The sequence below is a fragment of the Mesorhizobium sp. Primo-A genome (assembly GCF_003997175.1).
GTDB lineage: Bacteria > Pseudomonadota > Alphaproteobacteria > Rhizobiales > Rhizobiaceae > Mesorhizobium > Mesorhizobium ciceri.
In genome coordinates, this window is sequence record NZ_RZTG01000004.1 from 208198 (window position 1) to 224815 (window position 16618).

General features: G+C 63.4%; 18 protein-coding genes. 9 read left to right on the forward strand and 9 right to left on the reverse strand.

All coding sequences use genetic code 11. The annotated features are described in order from the left end of the window. Positions 1 to 55 precede the first annotated feature (55 nt). The 4 genes from EOC83_RS09175 to def all read right to left on the reverse strand — a co-directional run bounded on the left by EOC83_RS09175 (position 56) and on the right by def (position 2470). A complete protein-coding gene (locus EOC83_RS09175; RefSeq protein WP_013528472.1) occupies positions 56 to 562 on the reverse strand; it encodes an N-acetyltransferase in 507 nt (168 codons plus the stop codon). Then, on the reverse strand, positions 559 to 1512 hold the full coding sequence (gene fmt, locus EOC83_RS09180) for a methionyl-tRNA formyltransferase (RefSeq protein ID WP_063169728.1): 954 nt from the start codon (positions 1510 to 1512) through the stop codon (positions 559 to 561). Before fmt ends, EOC83_RS09175 begins: the two co-directional genes overlap by 4 nt. A gap of 116 nt (positions 1513 to 1628) precedes the next feature. Next, positions 1629 to 1871 carry a plasmid stabilization protein gene (locus EOC83_RS09185; RefSeq protein WP_244506880.1) on the reverse strand — a complete coding sequence of 81 codons (243 nt, stop codon included), beginning with the start codon at positions 1869 to 1871 and terminating at the stop codon, positions 1629 to 1631. A gap of 68 nt (positions 1872 to 1939) precedes the next feature. Continuing rightward, positions 1940 to 2470 carry a peptide deformylase gene (gene def, locus EOC83_RS09190; RefSeq protein WP_063169729.1) on the reverse strand — a complete coding sequence of 177 codons (531 nt, stop codon included), beginning with the start codon at positions 2468 to 2470 and terminating at the stop codon, positions 1940 to 1942. A 103-nt stretch (positions 2471 to 2573) separates the two neighbouring features. Here def and EOC83_RS09195 point away from each other — a divergent pair, with 103 nt between their 5' ends. After that, complete coding sequence (locus EOC83_RS09195) at positions 2574 to 3845, forward strand: DNA recombination protein RmuC (RefSeq protein ID WP_063169730.1); 1272 nt, start codon at positions 2574 to 2576, stop codon at positions 3843 to 3845. 20 nt (positions 3846 to 3865) lie between these two features. Here EOC83_RS09195 and EOC83_RS09200 read toward each other — a convergent pair whose 3' ends face one another. The 3 genes from EOC83_RS09200 to EOC83_RS09210 all read right to left on the reverse strand — a co-directional run bounded on the left by EOC83_RS09200 (position 3866) and on the right by EOC83_RS09210 (position 6235). After that, positions 3866 to 4270: a GFA family protein gene (locus EOC83_RS09200; protein ID WP_013528467.1), complete on the reverse strand. Its 405-nt coding sequence runs from the start codon at positions 4268 to 4270 to the stop codon at positions 3866 to 3868. Positions 4271 to 4331: 61 nt separating this feature from the next. Next, positions 4332 to 5297: a cation diffusion facilitator family transporter gene (locus EOC83_RS09205; protein ID WP_013528466.1), complete on the reverse strand. Its 966-nt coding sequence runs from the start codon at positions 5295 to 5297 to the stop codon at positions 4332 to 4334. A 128-nt stretch (positions 5298 to 5425) separates the two neighbouring features. Next, positions 5426 to 6235, reverse strand: coding sequence for a transglutaminase family protein (locus EOC83_RS09210; protein ID WP_027161100.1), 810 nt, complete (start codon positions 6233 to 6235; stop codon positions 5426 to 5428). 312 nt (positions 6236 to 6547) lie between these two features. Here EOC83_RS09210 and EOC83_RS33545 point away from each other — a divergent pair, with 312 nt between their 5' ends. Together EOC83_RS33545 and sugE are read left to right on the forward strand one after the other, a co-directional pair. Further along, positions 6548 to 6673 carry a hypothetical protein gene (locus EOC83_RS33545; protein WP_013528464.1) on the forward strand — a complete coding sequence of 42 codons (126 nt, stop codon included), beginning with the start codon at positions 6548 to 6550 and terminating at the stop codon, positions 6671 to 6673. Positions 6674 to 6878: 205 nt separating this feature from the next. Continuing rightward, a complete protein-coding gene (sugE, locus tag EOC83_RS09220; RefSeq protein WP_013528463.1) occupies positions 6879 to 7193 on the forward strand; it encodes a quaternary ammonium compound efflux SMR transporter SugE in 315 nt (104 codons plus the stop codon). A 138-nt stretch (positions 7194 to 7331) separates the two neighbouring features. On the opposite strand, the gene EOC83_RS09225 is transcribed toward sugE, so the two are convergent. After that, positions 7332 to 7760, reverse strand: coding sequence for a DUF6481 family protein (locus tag EOC83_RS09225; RefSeq protein ID WP_013528462.1), 429 nt, complete (start codon positions 7758 to 7760; stop codon positions 7332 to 7334). Between the two features lie 278 nt (positions 7761 to 8038). On the opposite strand from EOC83_RS09225, the gene EOC83_RS09230 reads away from it, so the two are divergent. The 3 genes from EOC83_RS09230 to EOC83_RS09240 all read left to right on the forward strand — a co-directional run bounded on the left by EOC83_RS09230 (position 8039) and on the right by EOC83_RS09240 (position 11457). Next, entirely contained in the window at positions 8039 to 9100 is a 1062-nt protein-coding gene (locus tag EOC83_RS09230; RefSeq protein ID WP_013528461.1) for an LLM class flavin-dependent oxidoreductase, read from the forward strand. Between the two features lie 117 nt (positions 9101 to 9217). Next, complete coding sequence (locus EOC83_RS09235; RefSeq protein WP_013528460.1) at positions 9218 to 10387, forward strand: AI-2E family transporter; 1170 nt, start codon at positions 9218 to 9220, stop codon at positions 10385 to 10387. Between the two features lie 68 nt (positions 10388 to 10455). Beyond that, complete coding sequence (locus tag EOC83_RS09240) at positions 10456 to 11457, forward strand: LLM class flavin-dependent oxidoreductase (protein WP_063169731.1); 1002 nt, start codon at positions 10456 to 10458, stop codon at positions 11455 to 11457. A 33-nt stretch (positions 11458 to 11490) separates the two neighbouring features. Here EOC83_RS09240 and EOC83_RS09245 read toward each other — a convergent pair whose 3' ends face one another. Then, a complete protein-coding gene (locus EOC83_RS09245) occupies positions 11491 to 12510 on the reverse strand; it encodes a LacI family DNA-binding transcriptional regulator (protein WP_013528458.1) in 1020 nt (339 codons plus the stop codon). 220 nt (positions 12511 to 12730) lie between these two features. Between EOC83_RS09245 and EOC83_RS09250 the strand changes: the two genes are divergently transcribed. The 3 genes from EOC83_RS09250 to EOC83_RS09260 are packed head-to-tail and all read left to right on the forward strand — an operon-like array spanning position 12731 to position 16592. After that, positions 12731 to 14314, forward strand: a complete 1584-nt coding sequence (locus EOC83_RS09250) for a sugar ABC transporter ATP-binding protein (RefSeq protein ID WP_063169732.1) — start codon at positions 12731 to 12733, stop codon at positions 14312 to 14314. Beyond that, complete coding sequence (locus EOC83_RS09255; protein ID WP_013528456.1) at positions 14311 to 15627, forward strand: ABC transporter permease; 1317 nt, start codon at positions 14311 to 14313, stop codon at positions 15625 to 15627. The genes EOC83_RS09250 and EOC83_RS09255 overlap by 4 nt, the downstream gene beginning before the upstream one ends. After that, entirely contained in the window at positions 15624 to 16592 is a 969-nt protein-coding gene (locus EOC83_RS09260; protein WP_013528455.1) for a substrate-binding domain-containing protein, read from the forward strand. Before EOC83_RS09255 ends, EOC83_RS09260 begins: the two co-directional genes overlap by 4 nt. Positions 16593 to 16618 lie beyond the last annotated feature (26 nt).

Sequence of the window (16618 nt, forward strand, 5' to 3'; positions counted from 1 at the left end):
GCGTTAAAACAAAGAGGAGTGCAGTTCGCCGTTTCCGTGAAAACGGCTGACTGTTCTACGCGGCGAGAGCGGTGAAGGCGGAGGCGTAGACCAGCCTGCCTGCTTCTGGCGCGTCACCCCAGGCCAGCGCCTGCAGCGCTTCGCCCTGGTATTCGCTTTCGAAGTTCTCGGCACGCGTGTGGCTATAGCCGAAACGCCCGTAATAGGTGGGGTCGCCCAGCACCACGGCCAGCGTCTCACCACCATCCTTGAGGCGGATATGCGCCTCGCGGATCAGCGCGCCGCCAATGCCGCTGCCATGGAACGAGGGCTCCACCGCCAGCGGCGCCAGCGCCACGGCCGCGAAGGTCTTGCCGCCATTCTGGACGAACAGCCGCGAAAACAGGATATGGCCGACCACCTGGCCGTCCTCTTCCGCAACCAGTTCGGCAACCGCGTCGCCGCCGGTCACCAGCGCGTCGACCAGACCGGCCTCCGCCTGCTGGCCGAAAGCGTGTTCCTCGACGAGGCGGATGGCCTCGCGATCCCGCGGCGTTGCCGCGCGTATCGACATCATGCTCATGAGAATTTCAGTCCTTTTTCGATCTTGGCCCCGCGCAGGAATTCCGACGCGGCAGCGGGCTTTCCGCCCGCCCGTTGAACTTCGACCAGCCTGATCGCGCCTGCCCCGCAGGCGACCGTCAGCCGGTCATCGAGAATTCCTCCCGACTCGCCCAAATCTTCCGAAGGCGACAGGCCTTGCGACAGCGTCGAGCGAAGCAGTTTCAGCCGCTCCTGGCGGCCGCCAATTCCTATCTCCGACCAGGCGCCGGGAAAGGGCGACAGGCCGCGAATATGATTGTGGACCTCACTTGCCGAGCGAGTCCAGTCCACGCGAGTCTCGGATTTATCGATTTTCTTGGCGTAGGTCACCCCATCCACAGCTTGTGTGGTGAATGTCAGCGTATTCCTTTCCAGTCGCGCCAGCGCTTCCACCATCAAGGCAGCACCGACACTCATCAACCGATCATGCAGATCGCCGGCTGTCATATCGGGTTCGATAGCGCATTTTTCAACCAGCCCGACCGGACCGGTGTCCAGGCCCTCTTCCATGCGCATCACCATCATGCCGCTTTCCAGGTCTCCGGCCATGATGGCGCGCTGGATGGGGGCGGCGCCGCGCCAGCGCGGCAGAAGCGACGCATGGCCGTTGACGCAGCCGAGCCGGGTTGCCTCCAGAACCGCCTTCGGCAGCAGCAAACCATAGGCGACGACCACCGCCACATCGGCCTGCAAGGCGCGAAAAGCGGCCTGTTCGGCCTCGCCTTTGAGCGAAACCGGCGTCCGCACCTCGATGCCCAGTCGCTCCGCCTCGCGCTGCACCGGCGACGGCGTCAGCTCCAGTCCGCGTCGTCCGGCAGCGCGCGGCGGCTGGGTATAGACGGCTGATATCTCATGGCCAGCCTCGGCGATCGCGCGCAAGGTCGGCACCGAAAACTCCGGCGTGCCCATGAAGATGACGCGAAGGGGCATTTTTTCTTCTGGTATCCTGTCTTCTTGCTCGCGCAGTGTGCCGGCTCAGGCATCCGCTTCAAACGGGTTTACGAGCTTCAGGTCAAGGCCGTCGAAGTCGCGGGACGACCGTCGCGCTATCTTTCCGCTTCGATCTTCTCCATGATTTCCGCGTATTCATCGCCAATTGCGCTTTCAGATACGAAAGCCGAGCGAATTGCAGCCCACGCCGAGAGGCTCGACTCCTCTCGGGCCGGCCTCTCCGCAACTATGCCTTTGCGCAGAAGGCCGATGGCCTTGTCCGAGACGCTCTGGCCGACCTCGCGCGCCGCCAGTTCGATCTCGCGCTTCAAAGGCTCAGGAATGTCCCTGATCAGCATGTCGACCGTCGGCATCTCCATTTGGTGGCAATCCTGCCGACAATAGGCCTGGAGGGGACTCCCGTACCTTATCCCGCGAGCTTGCCCGGCGCCTTGTCCCTGGCGAGCTTCTTGAATTTCTTTACCACCATGTCGCGCTTCAGCTTCGAGATGTGATCGATGAACAGGACGCCATTGAGGTGGTCGATCTCGTGTTGCAGGCAGGTCGCCATCAACCCCTCGGCCTCTATCTCCTGCAATTTGCCGTCGCGGTCGAGATATTTGACCCGCACGGCGGCGGGGCGTTCGACCTCGGCGTAATAATCCGGGATCGACAGGCAGCCTTCCTCATAGACGGAGCGCGCATCGGCGCTCTCCAGGATTTCCGGATTGATGAAGACATGCGGCGCCGGCGTCTCGTCTTCCTTGGCGAGATCGATCACCAGCAAGCGCAGCGGCTCGCCGATCTGGATTGCCGCCAGCCCGATGCCCGGCGCTTCATACATGGTCGCCAGCATGTCGTCGGCTAATTTGCGCAAAGGCGCGTCGACACGCTCTACGGGCTTGGAAACCTGGCGCAGGATGGGGTCGGGAAGGATGATGAGCGGCTTGATCGGCATGGCGTTCCACCTAAGACCTCCAGCGAAACGCGTCAACCGGTTGGCATCAGGCGCGTTCACGTTTTGATCTGTGCTATCGCGGCGAATCGTCTATGCTGTCCACATGAATGATTTGAGCACCATCCTTTCGGAGCCTGTCGCCCGGCTTGGCGCCACAACGATCACGCTCGGCCATGCGCTGGCCTTCGGCGTTTTGCTGTTTCTGGCCCTGTTCGTGGCGCTGGTCATTGCGTTGTGGCGGTCGGCCAAGGCGCGCGCCGTGGCGGCCGCGGAAGCCGCCGATCATGCCCGCGATGCGGAAGTGCGGATGGCCGGCATTCTGCAAAGCCAGGCCGAAATGCAGGGCCGCATGGGCGCCATTGCGGAAGTGTTCGGCGCACGGCAGGCGGAACTGACGCAATCGATCGGCCAACGCCTCGACGCCATGACCGGCCGGCTCGGCCAGACCATGACCGAGCAGACCAAATCCACGCATGAGAGCCTGGCCAAATTGCAGGAACGGCTGGCGATCATCGACGTCGCGCAAGGCAACATCCAGTCGCTCGCCGGCCAGGTCGTGCAATTGCAGGCGATCCTCTCGAACAAGCAGACGCGCGGCGCGTTCGGCCAGTCGCGCATGGAGGCGATCGTTGCCGACGGCCTGCCGCACGGTGCCTATGAGTTCCAGGCGACGCTGTCGAACGGCAGCCGGCCCGACTGCCTGGTGAAGATGCCGAACGGCGCGCCGTCGCTGGCCATCGATGCAAAATTTCCGCTGGAAGCCTGGAACGCCATCCGCGCCGCCGATGGCGCCGATCTGCAGAAGGCAGCTTCGCAGGCCTTCCGCCGCGACATCGAGATCCATGTCCGCGATATCTCGGAAAAATACCTGATCCAGGGCGAGACGCAGGACACTGCCTTCATGTTCGTGCCGTCGGAATCGGTGTTCGCCGAGATCCACGAGAATTTCGAGGCGATCGTGCACAAGGCGCACCGTGCGCGCGTCGTCATCGTCTCGCCGTCGCTGCTGATGCTGTCGATCCAGGTCATCCAGGCGATCCTCAAGGATGCCCGCATGCGCGAACAGGCGCACCTGATCCAGGGCGAGGTCATCCGGCTGATGGAGGATGTTGCGCGTGTCGATGAGCGGGTGCGCAAGCTGCAGGTGCATTTCGGCCAGTCGGCCAAGGACATCGACGACATACTGGTTTCGACGTCGAAGGTCACCAAGCGCGGCCAGAAGATCGAGGCGCTGGAATTCGGCGCGCAGCCCGACGGCGATGCCGCCGTAGACGCCGCGTCACGGGCTCCCGCCGCCAAGGTCGATACCGGCGCGCGCGTTGCCGATTCGAAAACCGGGCAGCTCAGGCTGAGGGTCGTCGAAGGCGACGATTGAGGCGCGGTGCCGGACCGGCGCTACTGCTCCTCCAACGTGGTCATGCCCTGAAATTCAGGCAGCCAGTGCAGCGCCGAGCGGTGCCATTTCTGCTGTGTCGGGATCAAATCCTGGCGCTGCCGCGCGGTCCCCACGCGAATTCCATAGACCTTCGGACCATCTCCGACAGACGTGGCGTAAAGATGCGAACCGCAGTCGGCGCAAAAGGCCTGGGTGCGCTTGGCGCCGCTCGCCACGATCTTGATGTAGATTTTCGGCGTGCCCTTGGTGATGCGATAGTTGCTTTCCGGCGCCGGAACCGTAAGGCGAAAAGCCGTGCCGGTCAGTTGCTGGCAATCCGTGCAGTGGCAGATCGTGGTCTTTTCCGGATCGACCTCCGCCTCGTAGGTGATGGCGCCACAATGACAGCCGCCGTCTATTCTCATCTTCGTTCCTCCAAAGCCCCTTCAATCTAGCGGCGCAAGGCCGTGAGGCAATGGCACGGTTTTAGTCCAGGGCAGGATCGGATGCGGAATCGATCAGCCTGCGTCGCTGCTCCCAGGTGCCTGACGTCTGCGGCTTGACGAACAGCCGTGTGATCTCCGGCATTTCCTTCTTCAACTGCGCCTCCAGGCGCTCGACGCAAGCTTCGATCTCGGGCGCCGTCAAATGGTCCTCGAACTCGATGCTGAGCCCGGCGACGATCTCTGTCGGCCCCATATGGACGGTCAGGACGCCGTTCGCCCGCTGCACCGCCGGATCCTGCTGGGCGATCGCCAGCACTTTCATCTGCACCTCGGGCGACGCCGGCTCGCCGATCAGCAGGCCCTTGCTTTCGCGGGCCAGGAAGATCGCGGTCGCGCCAAGGATCAGTCCGATGCCGATCGAGGCGGCGCCGTCGAGCTCCGGCATCTCCAGCAGTTCCGCTGCCAATATGCCGGCGAAAGCGACGATCAGGCCGAGAAGTGCCGCACTGTCCTCGAACAGCACGGTGTAGACGCTCGGATCCTTGCTCGACTGCACGGCCTGCAGCCAGCCTTGCCTGCCCTTCTGCCGGCGAAACTCCTTCAGGGCGACCCACCACGAACTGCCTTCGAACAGGAAGGAAAGGCCCAGAACAATATAGTTTACCTTGGCGTTGGCGACCGGCTCCGGCGCCATGATATGGACCACGCCTTCGTAGAACGACACGCCGGCGCCCAGCGCGAAGACGAGGAGCGCGACGATGAAGCTCCAGAAGTAGAGTTCGCGGCCGTGGCCGAGCGGATGCGTGCGATCGGCAGGGCGAGCGGCGCGGTGCATGCCGTAGAGCAGCAGGCCGCCATTGCCGGTATCGACCAGCGAATGGACGCCCTCCGACAGCATCGCCGAACTGCCGGTAAAGGCGGCGGCGGCGAACTTGGTCAGCGCGATGGCGAGATTGCCGGCGAGCGCCGCGTAGATCACCTTTTTTGAGCCGCCGTGCCCGGCCATGGCATTTGCCCCCGTTCAAGGCGCAGTCTAGCGGCCAGGCCGCTAAAGCTCCACAGGCATCACACCGCGCGAATGTCGGGTCGTCCACGGCAGCGGCCATGAGAGATCCGGTCTATGGAAAACGGCGACTACTCGATGATCTCGCTGGTCCACACCTTGAAGCCGGCAAGCGTTCCCGGGCCGAAAATATGGGTCAGCGGCACGTCGGCGGCGTCGCGGCCGGAGGCGATCAGGATGCGGCCGATGCGCGGTGCATTGTTGCGCGGGTCGAAGACATGCCAGCGGCCGCCGAGATAGACTTCCATCCAGGCGCAGAAATCCATGCTTGCCCATGGCTTCGGCATACCGATGTCGCTGATGTAGCCGGTGCAATAGCGCGTTGGGATGTTGAGTGCCCGGCAGAAGGTGACGGCGAGATGCGCGTAGTCGCGGCACACGCCGCTCTGTTCACGATAGGCTTCCGCCGCGGTGCGCGTCGGCCGTGCATTGCCGTAGTTGAAGACGATGTGGCTGTGGACGAAGTCGCAGACCGCCTGCACGCGCGGAATACCCAGCGGCGTGTTGCCGAACAGCCGCCACGCCTCGTCAGCCAGAAGGTCGCTTTCGCAAAAACGGCTGGGCAGCAGGAACAGCAATGTGTCCGCCGGCAGGTCGCGCACCTCGTGCTGCCAGGCCATCAGGTCGCCCATCTCGAAGGTGCCGGGGTCGCGGATCACCGCGTCGGTGCCGAAGGTGAAGCGCCCGGGCGGCGCGACAAGCCGGTTGCACCAATTGCCGAAACTGTCGCGATAGCTTTCGATCGGCACCGGCGGATTGGAGATCAGGAAATCCGGCCGCTCGAGATCGGAGGCCCGCGAATAGTGCACATTCAGCATCGCGATGAGCGGCGTTTCCTGCGGAAAGTCGAAGCTCATCTCGCAGCCGATGTGGATTCGCATTGTCGTCCTGACGGCCTGCCTGACGATCACCCGGCGAAGCTCGGGTCGATGCTGCAGTGCGAAAATGACCATGGCACGGACCGCCATGGTTTACGAGCAAATTAGAGCAATTCCAGGAAAAGTGTGAAGCGGTTTTCCGTCCGGAATTGCGTCAAAACAAAGAGTTAGAGCAATTCACTGTTTCCGCGAAACGGTGAATTGCTCTAGAAACCGGTTGAAAGCGATCCGCTGTCGGCGGCAACAGTCGCTAACCCCTTGCGGTCGGGCGGTTCTCTTGTTTCACTTGGCTTCTCACATCAGGAGGAACGAATCATGGCTAAAGGTGCGATGAAGGCAGGCAAGGAAGCCCGCAAGCCGAAGAAGGACGCCAAGAAGCCCGCTCCGGCTCCGGCGCTGAAGGCGCCGCCGGTCAAGGCGATGAAGCTCAAGGACAAGTAGGTCCGGCGATCCACTTCGCAATAAGATTACGGCCGGCGACACTTGTTGCCGGTCGCTGTTGATCGAGCGCCCGAAATTCTTATATTGGCGTGGCGGGGACGACCTCGCGCTTCCCCAAATCCGGACGGGACGACCCGCCATTGTTTGACTGATCGTCGGACGCCGAAGTCACTTTTCGGTCCGATGCTCTGATGGAGCGTTGTCGATGTCGTGGATTCTTCTCTTTTTCGCTGGCTTGTTCGAGATCGGCTGGGCAATCGGCCTCAAATACACCGATGGCTTCTCGAAGCTGGTGCCGACCGTGCTGACCGTTGCCTCGATGGTCGTCAGCCTCACTCTGCTCGGCCTGGCGCTGAAGGCGCTGCCCGTCGGCACCGCCTATGCGGTGTGGACCGGCATCGGCACCGTCGGTACGGCACTGCTCGGCATCTGGCTGCTCGGCGAACCGGCCACCGCGATCAGGCTGGCCTGCATCGCGCTCATCGTCTGCGGCATCATGGGGCTGAAGTTCGCCGCCTGACGGTAACGCTTAGGTCTCTTGGTTTGCGCATGTCGTCCTCCCAGAGCCGGGACCAGGGCGACATGCATGGGACAAACACGTTCAGGGCCGCTGCGAGGCGACCCTGGTTCTCGAAGCAGATTGCTCCGTAGCCGAGAGCTAGCGGGCGGAGAAGCCCGGAGGCGTCCTGCCGGTACGCTGCTTGCGTGCCGCATAACGCGCGTCACGCTTGGCCTTGCGTTCGGCTTCGTCGGCCAGAAGACGGGCGATGCGCTCGTTCTCTTCGGATTCCCGAATCTTGGCCTCGGCCTGTGCAGCTTCCTCGGCGGCGATACGTGCCGCTTCGGCTGCTGCCTCGCGCTCGGCCTTCTCGACCGCTTCGCGTGCCAGCTTCTCCTGCTTCAGCCGGGCCTTTTCGGCCTCGCGGATTTCGCGGGCCGCAAGGATAGCCTTGCGTTCAGCCTGCCGCGCCAGCACTGCGGGATCATCCGCCGCCGGCTTTGCCTTGAAGCGCTCGAGGAGCGCCTTCTTTGCCTCGTTTGCGGCATTGCGCCGCTCGAAAACGTCTTTTTCCCTGTAGATAGCCAAGTCCACTTCCCTGAAGTCAATTCGCGACGCTTACATACGCGCGAAAACCGAGAGTTCAAGCGCCAAAACGGCATGGCAGCCATGAAATTGTCGGCTGTTGCACTCGGGAGACGCCTTTGGAGCAATTCCAGGAAAAGTGTGAAGCGGTTTTCCGTCCGGAATGGCGACGAAGAGATAGAGCCGAAACCGACATGCACTGTTCACCGTCCGCCCCACTGGCGGCGCGGCTGAGGCGTCGCTACGTCTAACCCGAAAACCCAACACCAGGATGACATCAAATGGAACTCGGTCTCTACACATTCGCCGACGTCAGCCCGCAGCCGGGCCCCGGTGCCATCGGCCCGCATGAGCGGCTGCGCAACCTGATCGAGGAGATCGAGCTGGCCGACCAGGTCGGCCTCGACGTCTTCGGCCTCGGCGAGCATCACCGGCCCGACTATGCCGCCTCCGCACCGGTCGTGGCCCTGGCCGCGGCGGCCGAGCGTTCGAAGCGCATCAAGCTGACCAGCGCGGTCACCGTTCTGTCTTCCGATGACCCGGTGCGCGTTTTCCAGCAATTTGCCACGCTCGATCTTCTGTCGGGCGGCCGCGCCGAGATCATGGCCGGGCGCGGCTCGTTCATCGAATCCTTCCCGCTGTTCGGTTTCAACCTCGAGGATTATGACGAGCTGTTCGCCGAAAAACTCGATCTGCTGCTTGCCATCCGCGACAGCGTGAAGGTCACCTGGTCGGGCAATCTGCGTGCGCCGATCAACGATCGCGGCGTTTATCCCCGGCCCTTCCAGGACAGGCTACCGGTCTGGATCGCCATTGGCGGCACGCCGCAGTCTGCCGCCCGCGCTGGCGCGCTCGGCCTGCCGCTGGCGCTCGCCATCATTGGCGGCGAGCCGGCGCGTTTCGCGCCGCTGTTCGATCTCTACCGCGAAGCCGCCAAGCGCGCCGGCAGTGATCCGGCGGGCCTTGCCACCAGCATCAACGTGCACGGCTTCATCGCCGAGACGACCGAGCAGGCGGCGGACGATTTCTACGGCCCGCAGGCGGAAGTGATGAATCGCATCGGCCGCGAGCGCGGCTGGGGTCCGACCTCGCGGGCGCATTTCGACCAGTCGCGCGGCCCCACAGGCGCCCTGTTCGTCGGCAGTCCCGAGCAAGTGGCTGAAAAGATCGTCGCCCAGCACAAGATCTTCGGCAATGACCGCTTCCTGCTGCAGATGGCGATCGGCACCATGCCGCACGCCAAGATCATGAAGGCGATCGAACTCTACGGCACCAGGGTGGCGCCGATCGTGCGCAAGGAAACAGCCAAGCCCGCCACAGCCGTCACGTCGCCGGCAGCCTGACCCGGAGCCGGCGCGAGCGGCCTCAATCCCGAAGCCGGCTCATGGAACCCTCGCCCGTAACTCTGCGTTTCATGGAGGCGATTGCCGTGCGAAGGGGCGCCGGCTTGAGGGGTGACCATGAAAACCGAACCCACAGCCTGGGGACAGGACGTTTCCGATGAACCGGATTCGCGCGTCGCGGCTCGCGCCGACACGCGTCTGATGCGCTCGTTGCTGATCGGCATCTTTCTCTTCATGGCCATCTACGCGCTCTATTTCGCCCGCGCCTTTTTCATGCCAGTGCTTCTGGCTTTCCTGCTGGCGCTGACGCTGACGCCGATCGTCCGGCTGCTGCGCAAGCACGGTATCCCGGAAGTGATCTCGGCAACCCTTCTGGTGCTGTTGTCCCTTTGTGTGTTCGCCACCGCCGGCTATCTGCTCAGTGGCCCGATCATCGATCTTATCAACAACACCTCGTCGATCGGCCAGAAGCTCACCGAACGGTTGGCGCAATTGCGACAGCCGCTCGAGAAGATCATGCAGATTTCGCATCAGATCGAACAACTGACCGAGACCTCGCAGGAGTCCGGTATTCAGAAGGTGGCGGTGGCGCAGTCCGGCATCCTGTCGGCGGCCGCCAGCAACATCCTGTCGGCGGGAACAGGCCTCACCATTATCTTCGTGCTGTCGCTGTTCCTGCTCGCCTCCGGCACGATGTTTTATGAAAAGATCATCCAGTCCTTCGCCAGCCTCAGCGAAAAGAAGCGGGCGCTGCGCGTCGTCTATGACGTCGAACGCGAAATCTCGCACTATCTGCTCACCGTCACCATCATCAATGCCGGCCTCGGCACGGTCATCGCTCTCGGTCTTTGGGCGCTCGGCGTGCCCAATCCGCTGGTCTGGGGCGTTGCTGCCGCCCTGCTCAATTTCCTGCCCTATGTCGGAGCACTGATCACCATCGTGCTTGTCACGGTCATGGCGTTGATCAGCTTCGATACCATCTTCTACGCGCTTCTGGCGCCGGCCTTCGTGATCTTGTGCGACATCGTCGAAGGCCAGTTCGTGACGCCGATGGTGGTCGGCAGGCGCCTCGAGATCAACGCCGTGGCGATCTTTATCGCCATCGCCTTCTGGTCATGGCTGTGGGGTTTCGTCGGCGCCCTGATGGCGGTGCCGCTGCTGGTCGTCATCAAGGTGTTCTGCGATCATTTCGATGGGCTCAGCCATGTCGGCAATTTTCTCGCCGCGCAGCACGCGGTTGTCGTCGAGGAGGACGACATCGCCGACCCCGAAGCTGTCAAAGGCTGATCAATATTTTTGAATTTGCGGCGCCGCCGGATGCTTCCTACATGCGGTCCTGACACAGGATCCCACCCATGACCGCTCTTTCCGTTCTCGACCTGTCGCCGATCGTCGAAGGCAGCGATGCCTCGCAGTCGCTGGCCAACTCGCTCGATCTTGCCCGCCATGCCGAGCGCCTGGGCTACAAGCGTTTCTGGCTGGCCGAGCATCACAACATGCCGGGTATTGCCAGTGCCGCCACAGCCGTCGTCATTGCCCATGTCGCGGGCGGCACCAAGACCATTCGTGTCGGCGCCGGCGGCATCATGCTGCCCAACCATTCGCCGCTGGTGATTGCCGAGCAGTTCGGCACGCTGGCCGCATTGCATCCGGGCCGCATCGATCTCGGCATCGGCCGGGCGCCCGGCACCGACATGGGTGCCGCCCGCGCCTTGCGCCGCAATCTCGAGGCCGGGGTCGACAATTTCCCGCAGGATGTCGTCGAGCTGATGGGCTATTTCCAGCCGGCCGAGGAAGGCCAACGCATCCGTGCCGTGCCCGGCGAAGGCCAGGGCGTGCCGGTCTGGATCCTCGGCTCCAGCCTCTACGGCGCGCAGCTTGCCGCCATGCTCGGCCTGCCCTATGCCTTCGCCTCGCATTTCGCGCCGGCGGATCTGGATCACGCGCTGGATGTCTACCGCTCGCGCTTCCAACCCTCCGAGCACCTCGACAAGCCGCATGTCATGCTTGGCCTCAACGTCTTTGCCGCGCCCACCGATGCCGAGGCTCGTTTGCTGTTCACCTCGCTGCAACAGGCTTTCGTCAATCTGCGCACCGGCCGGGCCGGACGGCTGCCGCCACCTGTCGAGAACTATGACCGCGATCTCGATCCGATGGCAAAGACCATGCTGGGCCAGGCATTGTCCTGCGCCGTCGTCGGCTCCCCGGAAACGGTGCGGCAAGGCATCGATGCTTTCGTGCGCCGCACCGGCGCCGACGAGCTGATGGTCACCGCGCAGATTTTTGATCATGCGGCGCGGGTGCGGTCGTTCGAGATCCTGGCCGAGGCGCACAAATCGCTGTCGCAGGCGGCCTGACAAGTTCTGGTACGATATATGCTGGGCGAAAAACTATGCGCTCACGCTCTGCGCAATCGCCCCGAGCGGGCGGCATGAATTGCGGATCATCAGCCGGCCCTTGAGCAAAAGCTTGCGCGGCGGCGCGTCCCTGTTGCCGGCGAGACGGTCGAGAAGCAGATTGGCCGCCTGTTCGCCGATCGCCTGCACCGGCTGCGCGACGGTGGTCAGCTGCGGCTGAAACACGTCGGACCATGGAAAGTCGTCGAAGCAGGCAACTGAAATGTCTTCCGGGCAGGACAGGCCGATGTCGCGGATCGCCTTCATGGTGCCGATCACCATCGGGTTGTTGGCCGAGAAGATCGCGCTTGGCCGATCGTGCGAGGACAGCATCTGCATGGTCGCGTTGTAGCCGTCGATCTCGTGGAAATTGCCGAAGCGGATCAGCTCCTCCGCGATCGGCAGGCCGGCGGCGTGAAGCGCCTCGCGATATCCCGCCATGCGGTCATGCATCGGCGAAATGTCCGACGTGCCGGTGATGTAACCGATGCGCCGGTGGCCGAGATTGATCAGATAGGTGATGGCGTCGAACACCGCGCGCTGGTTGTCCAGCACCACGGCATCGGTGTCGACGCCTTTGCAGATACGATCGAGCAGCACCACCGGCACGTTGGCGTCGTCGACGATCCGCTTGAGGATCGCGCCGTCGCCGACGCGCGCCACGATCAGCCCGTCGACCATGCGGTCGAGCAGCAGCTTGATCTGATCGTCCTGGGTGTTCAAATCCTCGTCCGTGCAGCACAGCATGACGGCATAGCCGGCCCGGTCGAAGGCCTGCTGGATGACCGAGACGACATCGGTGAAGAATGGGTTGGTGATGTGCGGCACGGTCAGTCCGATCGTGCGGGTCGTGCCCATCTTCAGGCTGCGGGCGATCGCGTTGCGCTTGTAGCCGATATCGCGGATCGCCTGTTCGATGCGCTGGCTAAGCTCCGGACTGACCGTCGCCGTGCCATTGATCAGCGCCGAAACGGTGGCGACAGAAACACGCGCCGCTTCAGCCACATGAAGCATGGTGGGCGCGGTGGATTTCCGGTGTTTTTTTTGCCCTGATGCTGTCATTTTCGAAACGTTTCGCCACCCTTGCCGGCCAATACGTACGGAATCCTGTCCTTTTTAGCAAGAATCGAAATGCAGTAAACATGCGGTACCTCATATCAGCTTGACATGATCGAAACGTTTAGATTAGCGTTTGCGGGAAGTTGACGACGACGGAAGGGAGGCCGCCATTGTCATGCGAGAGAGCAGTTCCCTTTCCCCGCAGCACGGCGCTGCCGATCGGTCGGACACCGTTCTGAGCGCCGAGCATATTTCCAAGAGCTTCGGCGGCATCGCCGCCCTGGTCGATGTCGGCTTCGAGCTGCGGCGCGGCGAGGTTCATGCCTTGATGGGCGAGAACGGCGCCGGCAAGTCGACGCTGGTGAAGATCCTCTCCGGCGTCTACACCGGCTATGAAGGCACGGTCAGCGTCGATGGCCACCCTGTCAATTTCGCTGGCGTACGCGACGCCGAGGATGCCGGCATTGCCATCATTCATCAGGAGCTCAACCTGGTGCCCGAACTCAGCGTCGCCGACAACATCTTCCTTGGCCGCGAGAAGCTGATCGCCGGGCTGATTGTCGACCGCAAGGCAAGCAGCCGCGCGGCGGGCGCTTTGTTGCAGCGGCTCGGCATCGAGCTCGATCCGCAAGCCCGCGTCGGTGCCCTGCGTGTCGGCGAGCAGCAGCTGGTCGAGATCGCCAAGGCGCTGTCGATGTCGGCACGCATCCTGATCATGGACGAGCCGACCTCGGCGCTGTCGCCGGCCGAATGCCAGCGGCTGTTCCGCATCATCCGCCAGCTTGCCGAGAGCGGTGTCGCCATCGTCTACATCTCGCACCGCATCGACGAGGTCATGCATCTGGCCAGCCGCGTCACCGTGTTTCGCGACGGCCGCCATGTACTGACCGAGCCGATGGCCAGGCTGGACGAAGATGCGATCATTTCGGCGATGGTCGGACGCAACCTGCTCGCTTCCTCCCAGGAAGAGCGCCACTCCGGCGGCAACATTGTGCTTTCGGTCGAAAACCTGTCGCTGTCGAAGCCCGATGCGCATGGCTGGCGCACGGTGATCGACGGCGTTGGCTTCGATCTTGCCGCCGGAGAGATCCTCGGCATTGGCGGGCTGCTGGGTTCGGGCCGAACCGAGATCCTGGAGGCGATCTTCGGCTCGAGCGATGGCCGCACCGGTGGCGAAATCCAGGTCGACGGCCGGCCTGTGGATATCCGTTCGCCCCGCGACGCAAGGCGGCTGGGCATTGCACTGGTCACCGAGGACCGCAAGACGCAAGGCCTGCATCTGCAGGCTTCGATCGCAGACAATGTCGCGCTGCCGCTGGTCGGGTCGCTGGCCCGCTTCGGCATCCGCTCGCTGGCCGCCGAGCAGGGGCTGGCGCGGCAGGCGGTCAAGGCGCTCGGCATCCGCTGCCGGGACATCGACCAGCCTGCCGGCACGCTGTCCGGCGGCAACCAGCAGAAGGTCGTCATCGGCAAGTGGCTGGCGACCAGGCCAAGGGTGCTGTTGCTGGACGAGCCGACGCGCGGCATCGATGTCGGCGCCAAACGCGAGATCTACGACCTGATCTTCAAGCTGGCGCGCGATGGACTGGCCATCTCCGTCATCAGCTCCGAACTGCCGGAGCTTTTGCATCTCTCCGACCGCATCCTGGTGATGGCCGATGGCCGCCAGACAGGCATTCTTTCCCGCGATGCGGCCAGCGAGGAGGCCATCATGCGTCTCGCCGCCCCGCGCAGGACCATATCGAGACCAGCCGCATGACTGCCCTGAAACTCCTGTCCCGTACCAAGCTCTATTGGGGCCTGATCGCCATCTTCCTGATCGGCGTGCTGGGCTCGCCGATGAGTTCCAAGGGCAACAACATCTTCCTCTCCTACGGCAACCTGCTCGACGTGCTGCGCCAGGTCTCGACCACCGGGCTGATCGCCACCGGCATGACGGCTGTCATCATCACCGGCGGCATCGATCTCTCCGTCGGCTCGCTGATGGCCATCTGCTCGGTGGTCTGTGCCATGCTGCTGACGGTCCCAGGCGTGACGCCGGGCGTCGTGCTGGGCGTGCCGACCGTCGCGCTGGTGGCGCTTTGCCTCGGTTTCGTCGTCACCCGCTTCATCTTCCAGAACCTGGCAAAGTCCCGTGCCGGCGCCGATCTCGTCCGCGAGATCAGGCTGGACGGGATTCGCGGCCTGATCACGCCCGCCGTCGTCGGCGTGGTCTTGTGCTGCCTGTCGCTGTGGTTTCTGCTGCCGCAGATCGAGCCGAAATTCGGCGTGCTCGGCGTGCTGCTGGTGGCGCCGTGCGTTGGTTTGCTGTTCGGCGCGCTCAACGGCTTCATCATCGTTGCCGGACGGCTGCAGCCCTTCATCGTCACCCTGGCTATGATGGTGACGGCGCTCGGCATCGCACGGCTGACCGCCGGCCAGAACAATGCGGTGCTGCCGGTCTATACCGGCTCCAACGCCACCGCCGATTTCGAGATCCTGCGCTCGCTGGTGTTCGGCATCATCCCGATGCCGGGCCTGTTCTTCCTCGGCGCCATCGTGATCTACGGCGCGGTGCTGCGCTTCACGCCGTTCGGCCGCTATGTCTATGCCATCGGCGGCAACGAGGAGGCGGCGCGCCTCTCCGGCATCGCCGCCGGCCGCGTCAAGATCGCCACCTATGCCGTCTCCGGGCTGCTCGCCGGCATTGCCGCCGTGCTCTATGTCGCGCAGTACCGGCAAGGCAAGCCGGATGCCGGCGCCGGGCTGGAGCTCGACGCCATTGCCGCTGTGGTCATAGGCGGCACCAGCCTGATGGGCGGGCGCGGCAGCCTCATCGGCACGTTCTGCGGCGTGCTGATCTTCGGTCTGCTCTCCAACATCCTGCAGCTCCACAACATCAATTCGAACCTTCAGCTGGTGCTGAAGGGGATGATCATCATCGGCACCGTGCTCGTGCAGGAGCGCAATGCCGGTGATCTCCTGGCCTATCTGCGCCTGCCCGGCGGGCAATCGGCGCACAAGGAAACGGCCGCGGCAAAGCGGCCGTCGCAAGAGACACCGTCTCTCAATCTCGGAGGAAACAAAAAATGAAACGACGTGACATGCTGAAGCTTGCCGCCGTGACCGCGGCACTGCTGACCACCACCGCGCTGCTGACCACCGGCAATGCCTATGCCCAGGACAAGAAGTGGAAGATCGGCTTCTCGCAGGTGACGACCATCGAGCCCTGGCGCGCGCAGTTCAACAAGGACATCCTGGCCGAAGCCGCCAAGCACCCCGAGGTCGAGCTGATCATCACCGACGGCGAGGACAAGACCGAAAAGCAGGTCGCCGATGTCGAGAACCTGATCCGCCAGGAGGTCGATGCGCTGTTGGTGTCACCGAAGGAATCGGCCGGCCTGACCGGCGTCGTGCAGCAGGCGATCGACGCCAAGATCCCGGTCTTCGTGCTCGACCGCAATGTCGACACCAAGGACTACACGCAGTTCGTCGGCGGCGACAACGCGCTGATCGGCCGCGCGGCCGGCGAATATGCCGTCGAACTGCTGGGCGGCAAGGGCAAGGCTGCAGGCAATGTCGTCGAGATCTGGGGCGGCATGGGCACCCAGCCGGCGCATGACCGCCATGACGGCTTTCACGAATTCACCGACAAGGAGCCGGGCATCAAATATCTGCTCGACCAGCAATCGGGCGACTGGAAGCAGGACCAGGCCTACAATCTGATGGCCAACGCGCTGAAGAGCAACGAGAAGATCGATCTCGTCTACGGGCACAACGACCCGATGGCCTATGGCGCCTATCTCGCCGCCAAGGATGTCGGCCGCGAGAAGGACATCAAGTTCATCGGCATCGACGGCCTGCCCAATGAAGGCGTGCAGATGGTGAACAAGGGCGAGCTGACGGCGACCTTCACCTATGTCACTCCCGGTGCCGAAGGCCTGCGCCAGGCGATCAAGTTCCTCAACGGCGAGAAAGTCGAAAAGACCATTACCCTGCCAACCGAGAAGATCACCAAGGAAAACGCCGCCCAGGTGCTGAAGGACAACGGCCTCTGAGGCAAACTTCCTGCCGGGTGCCTCCT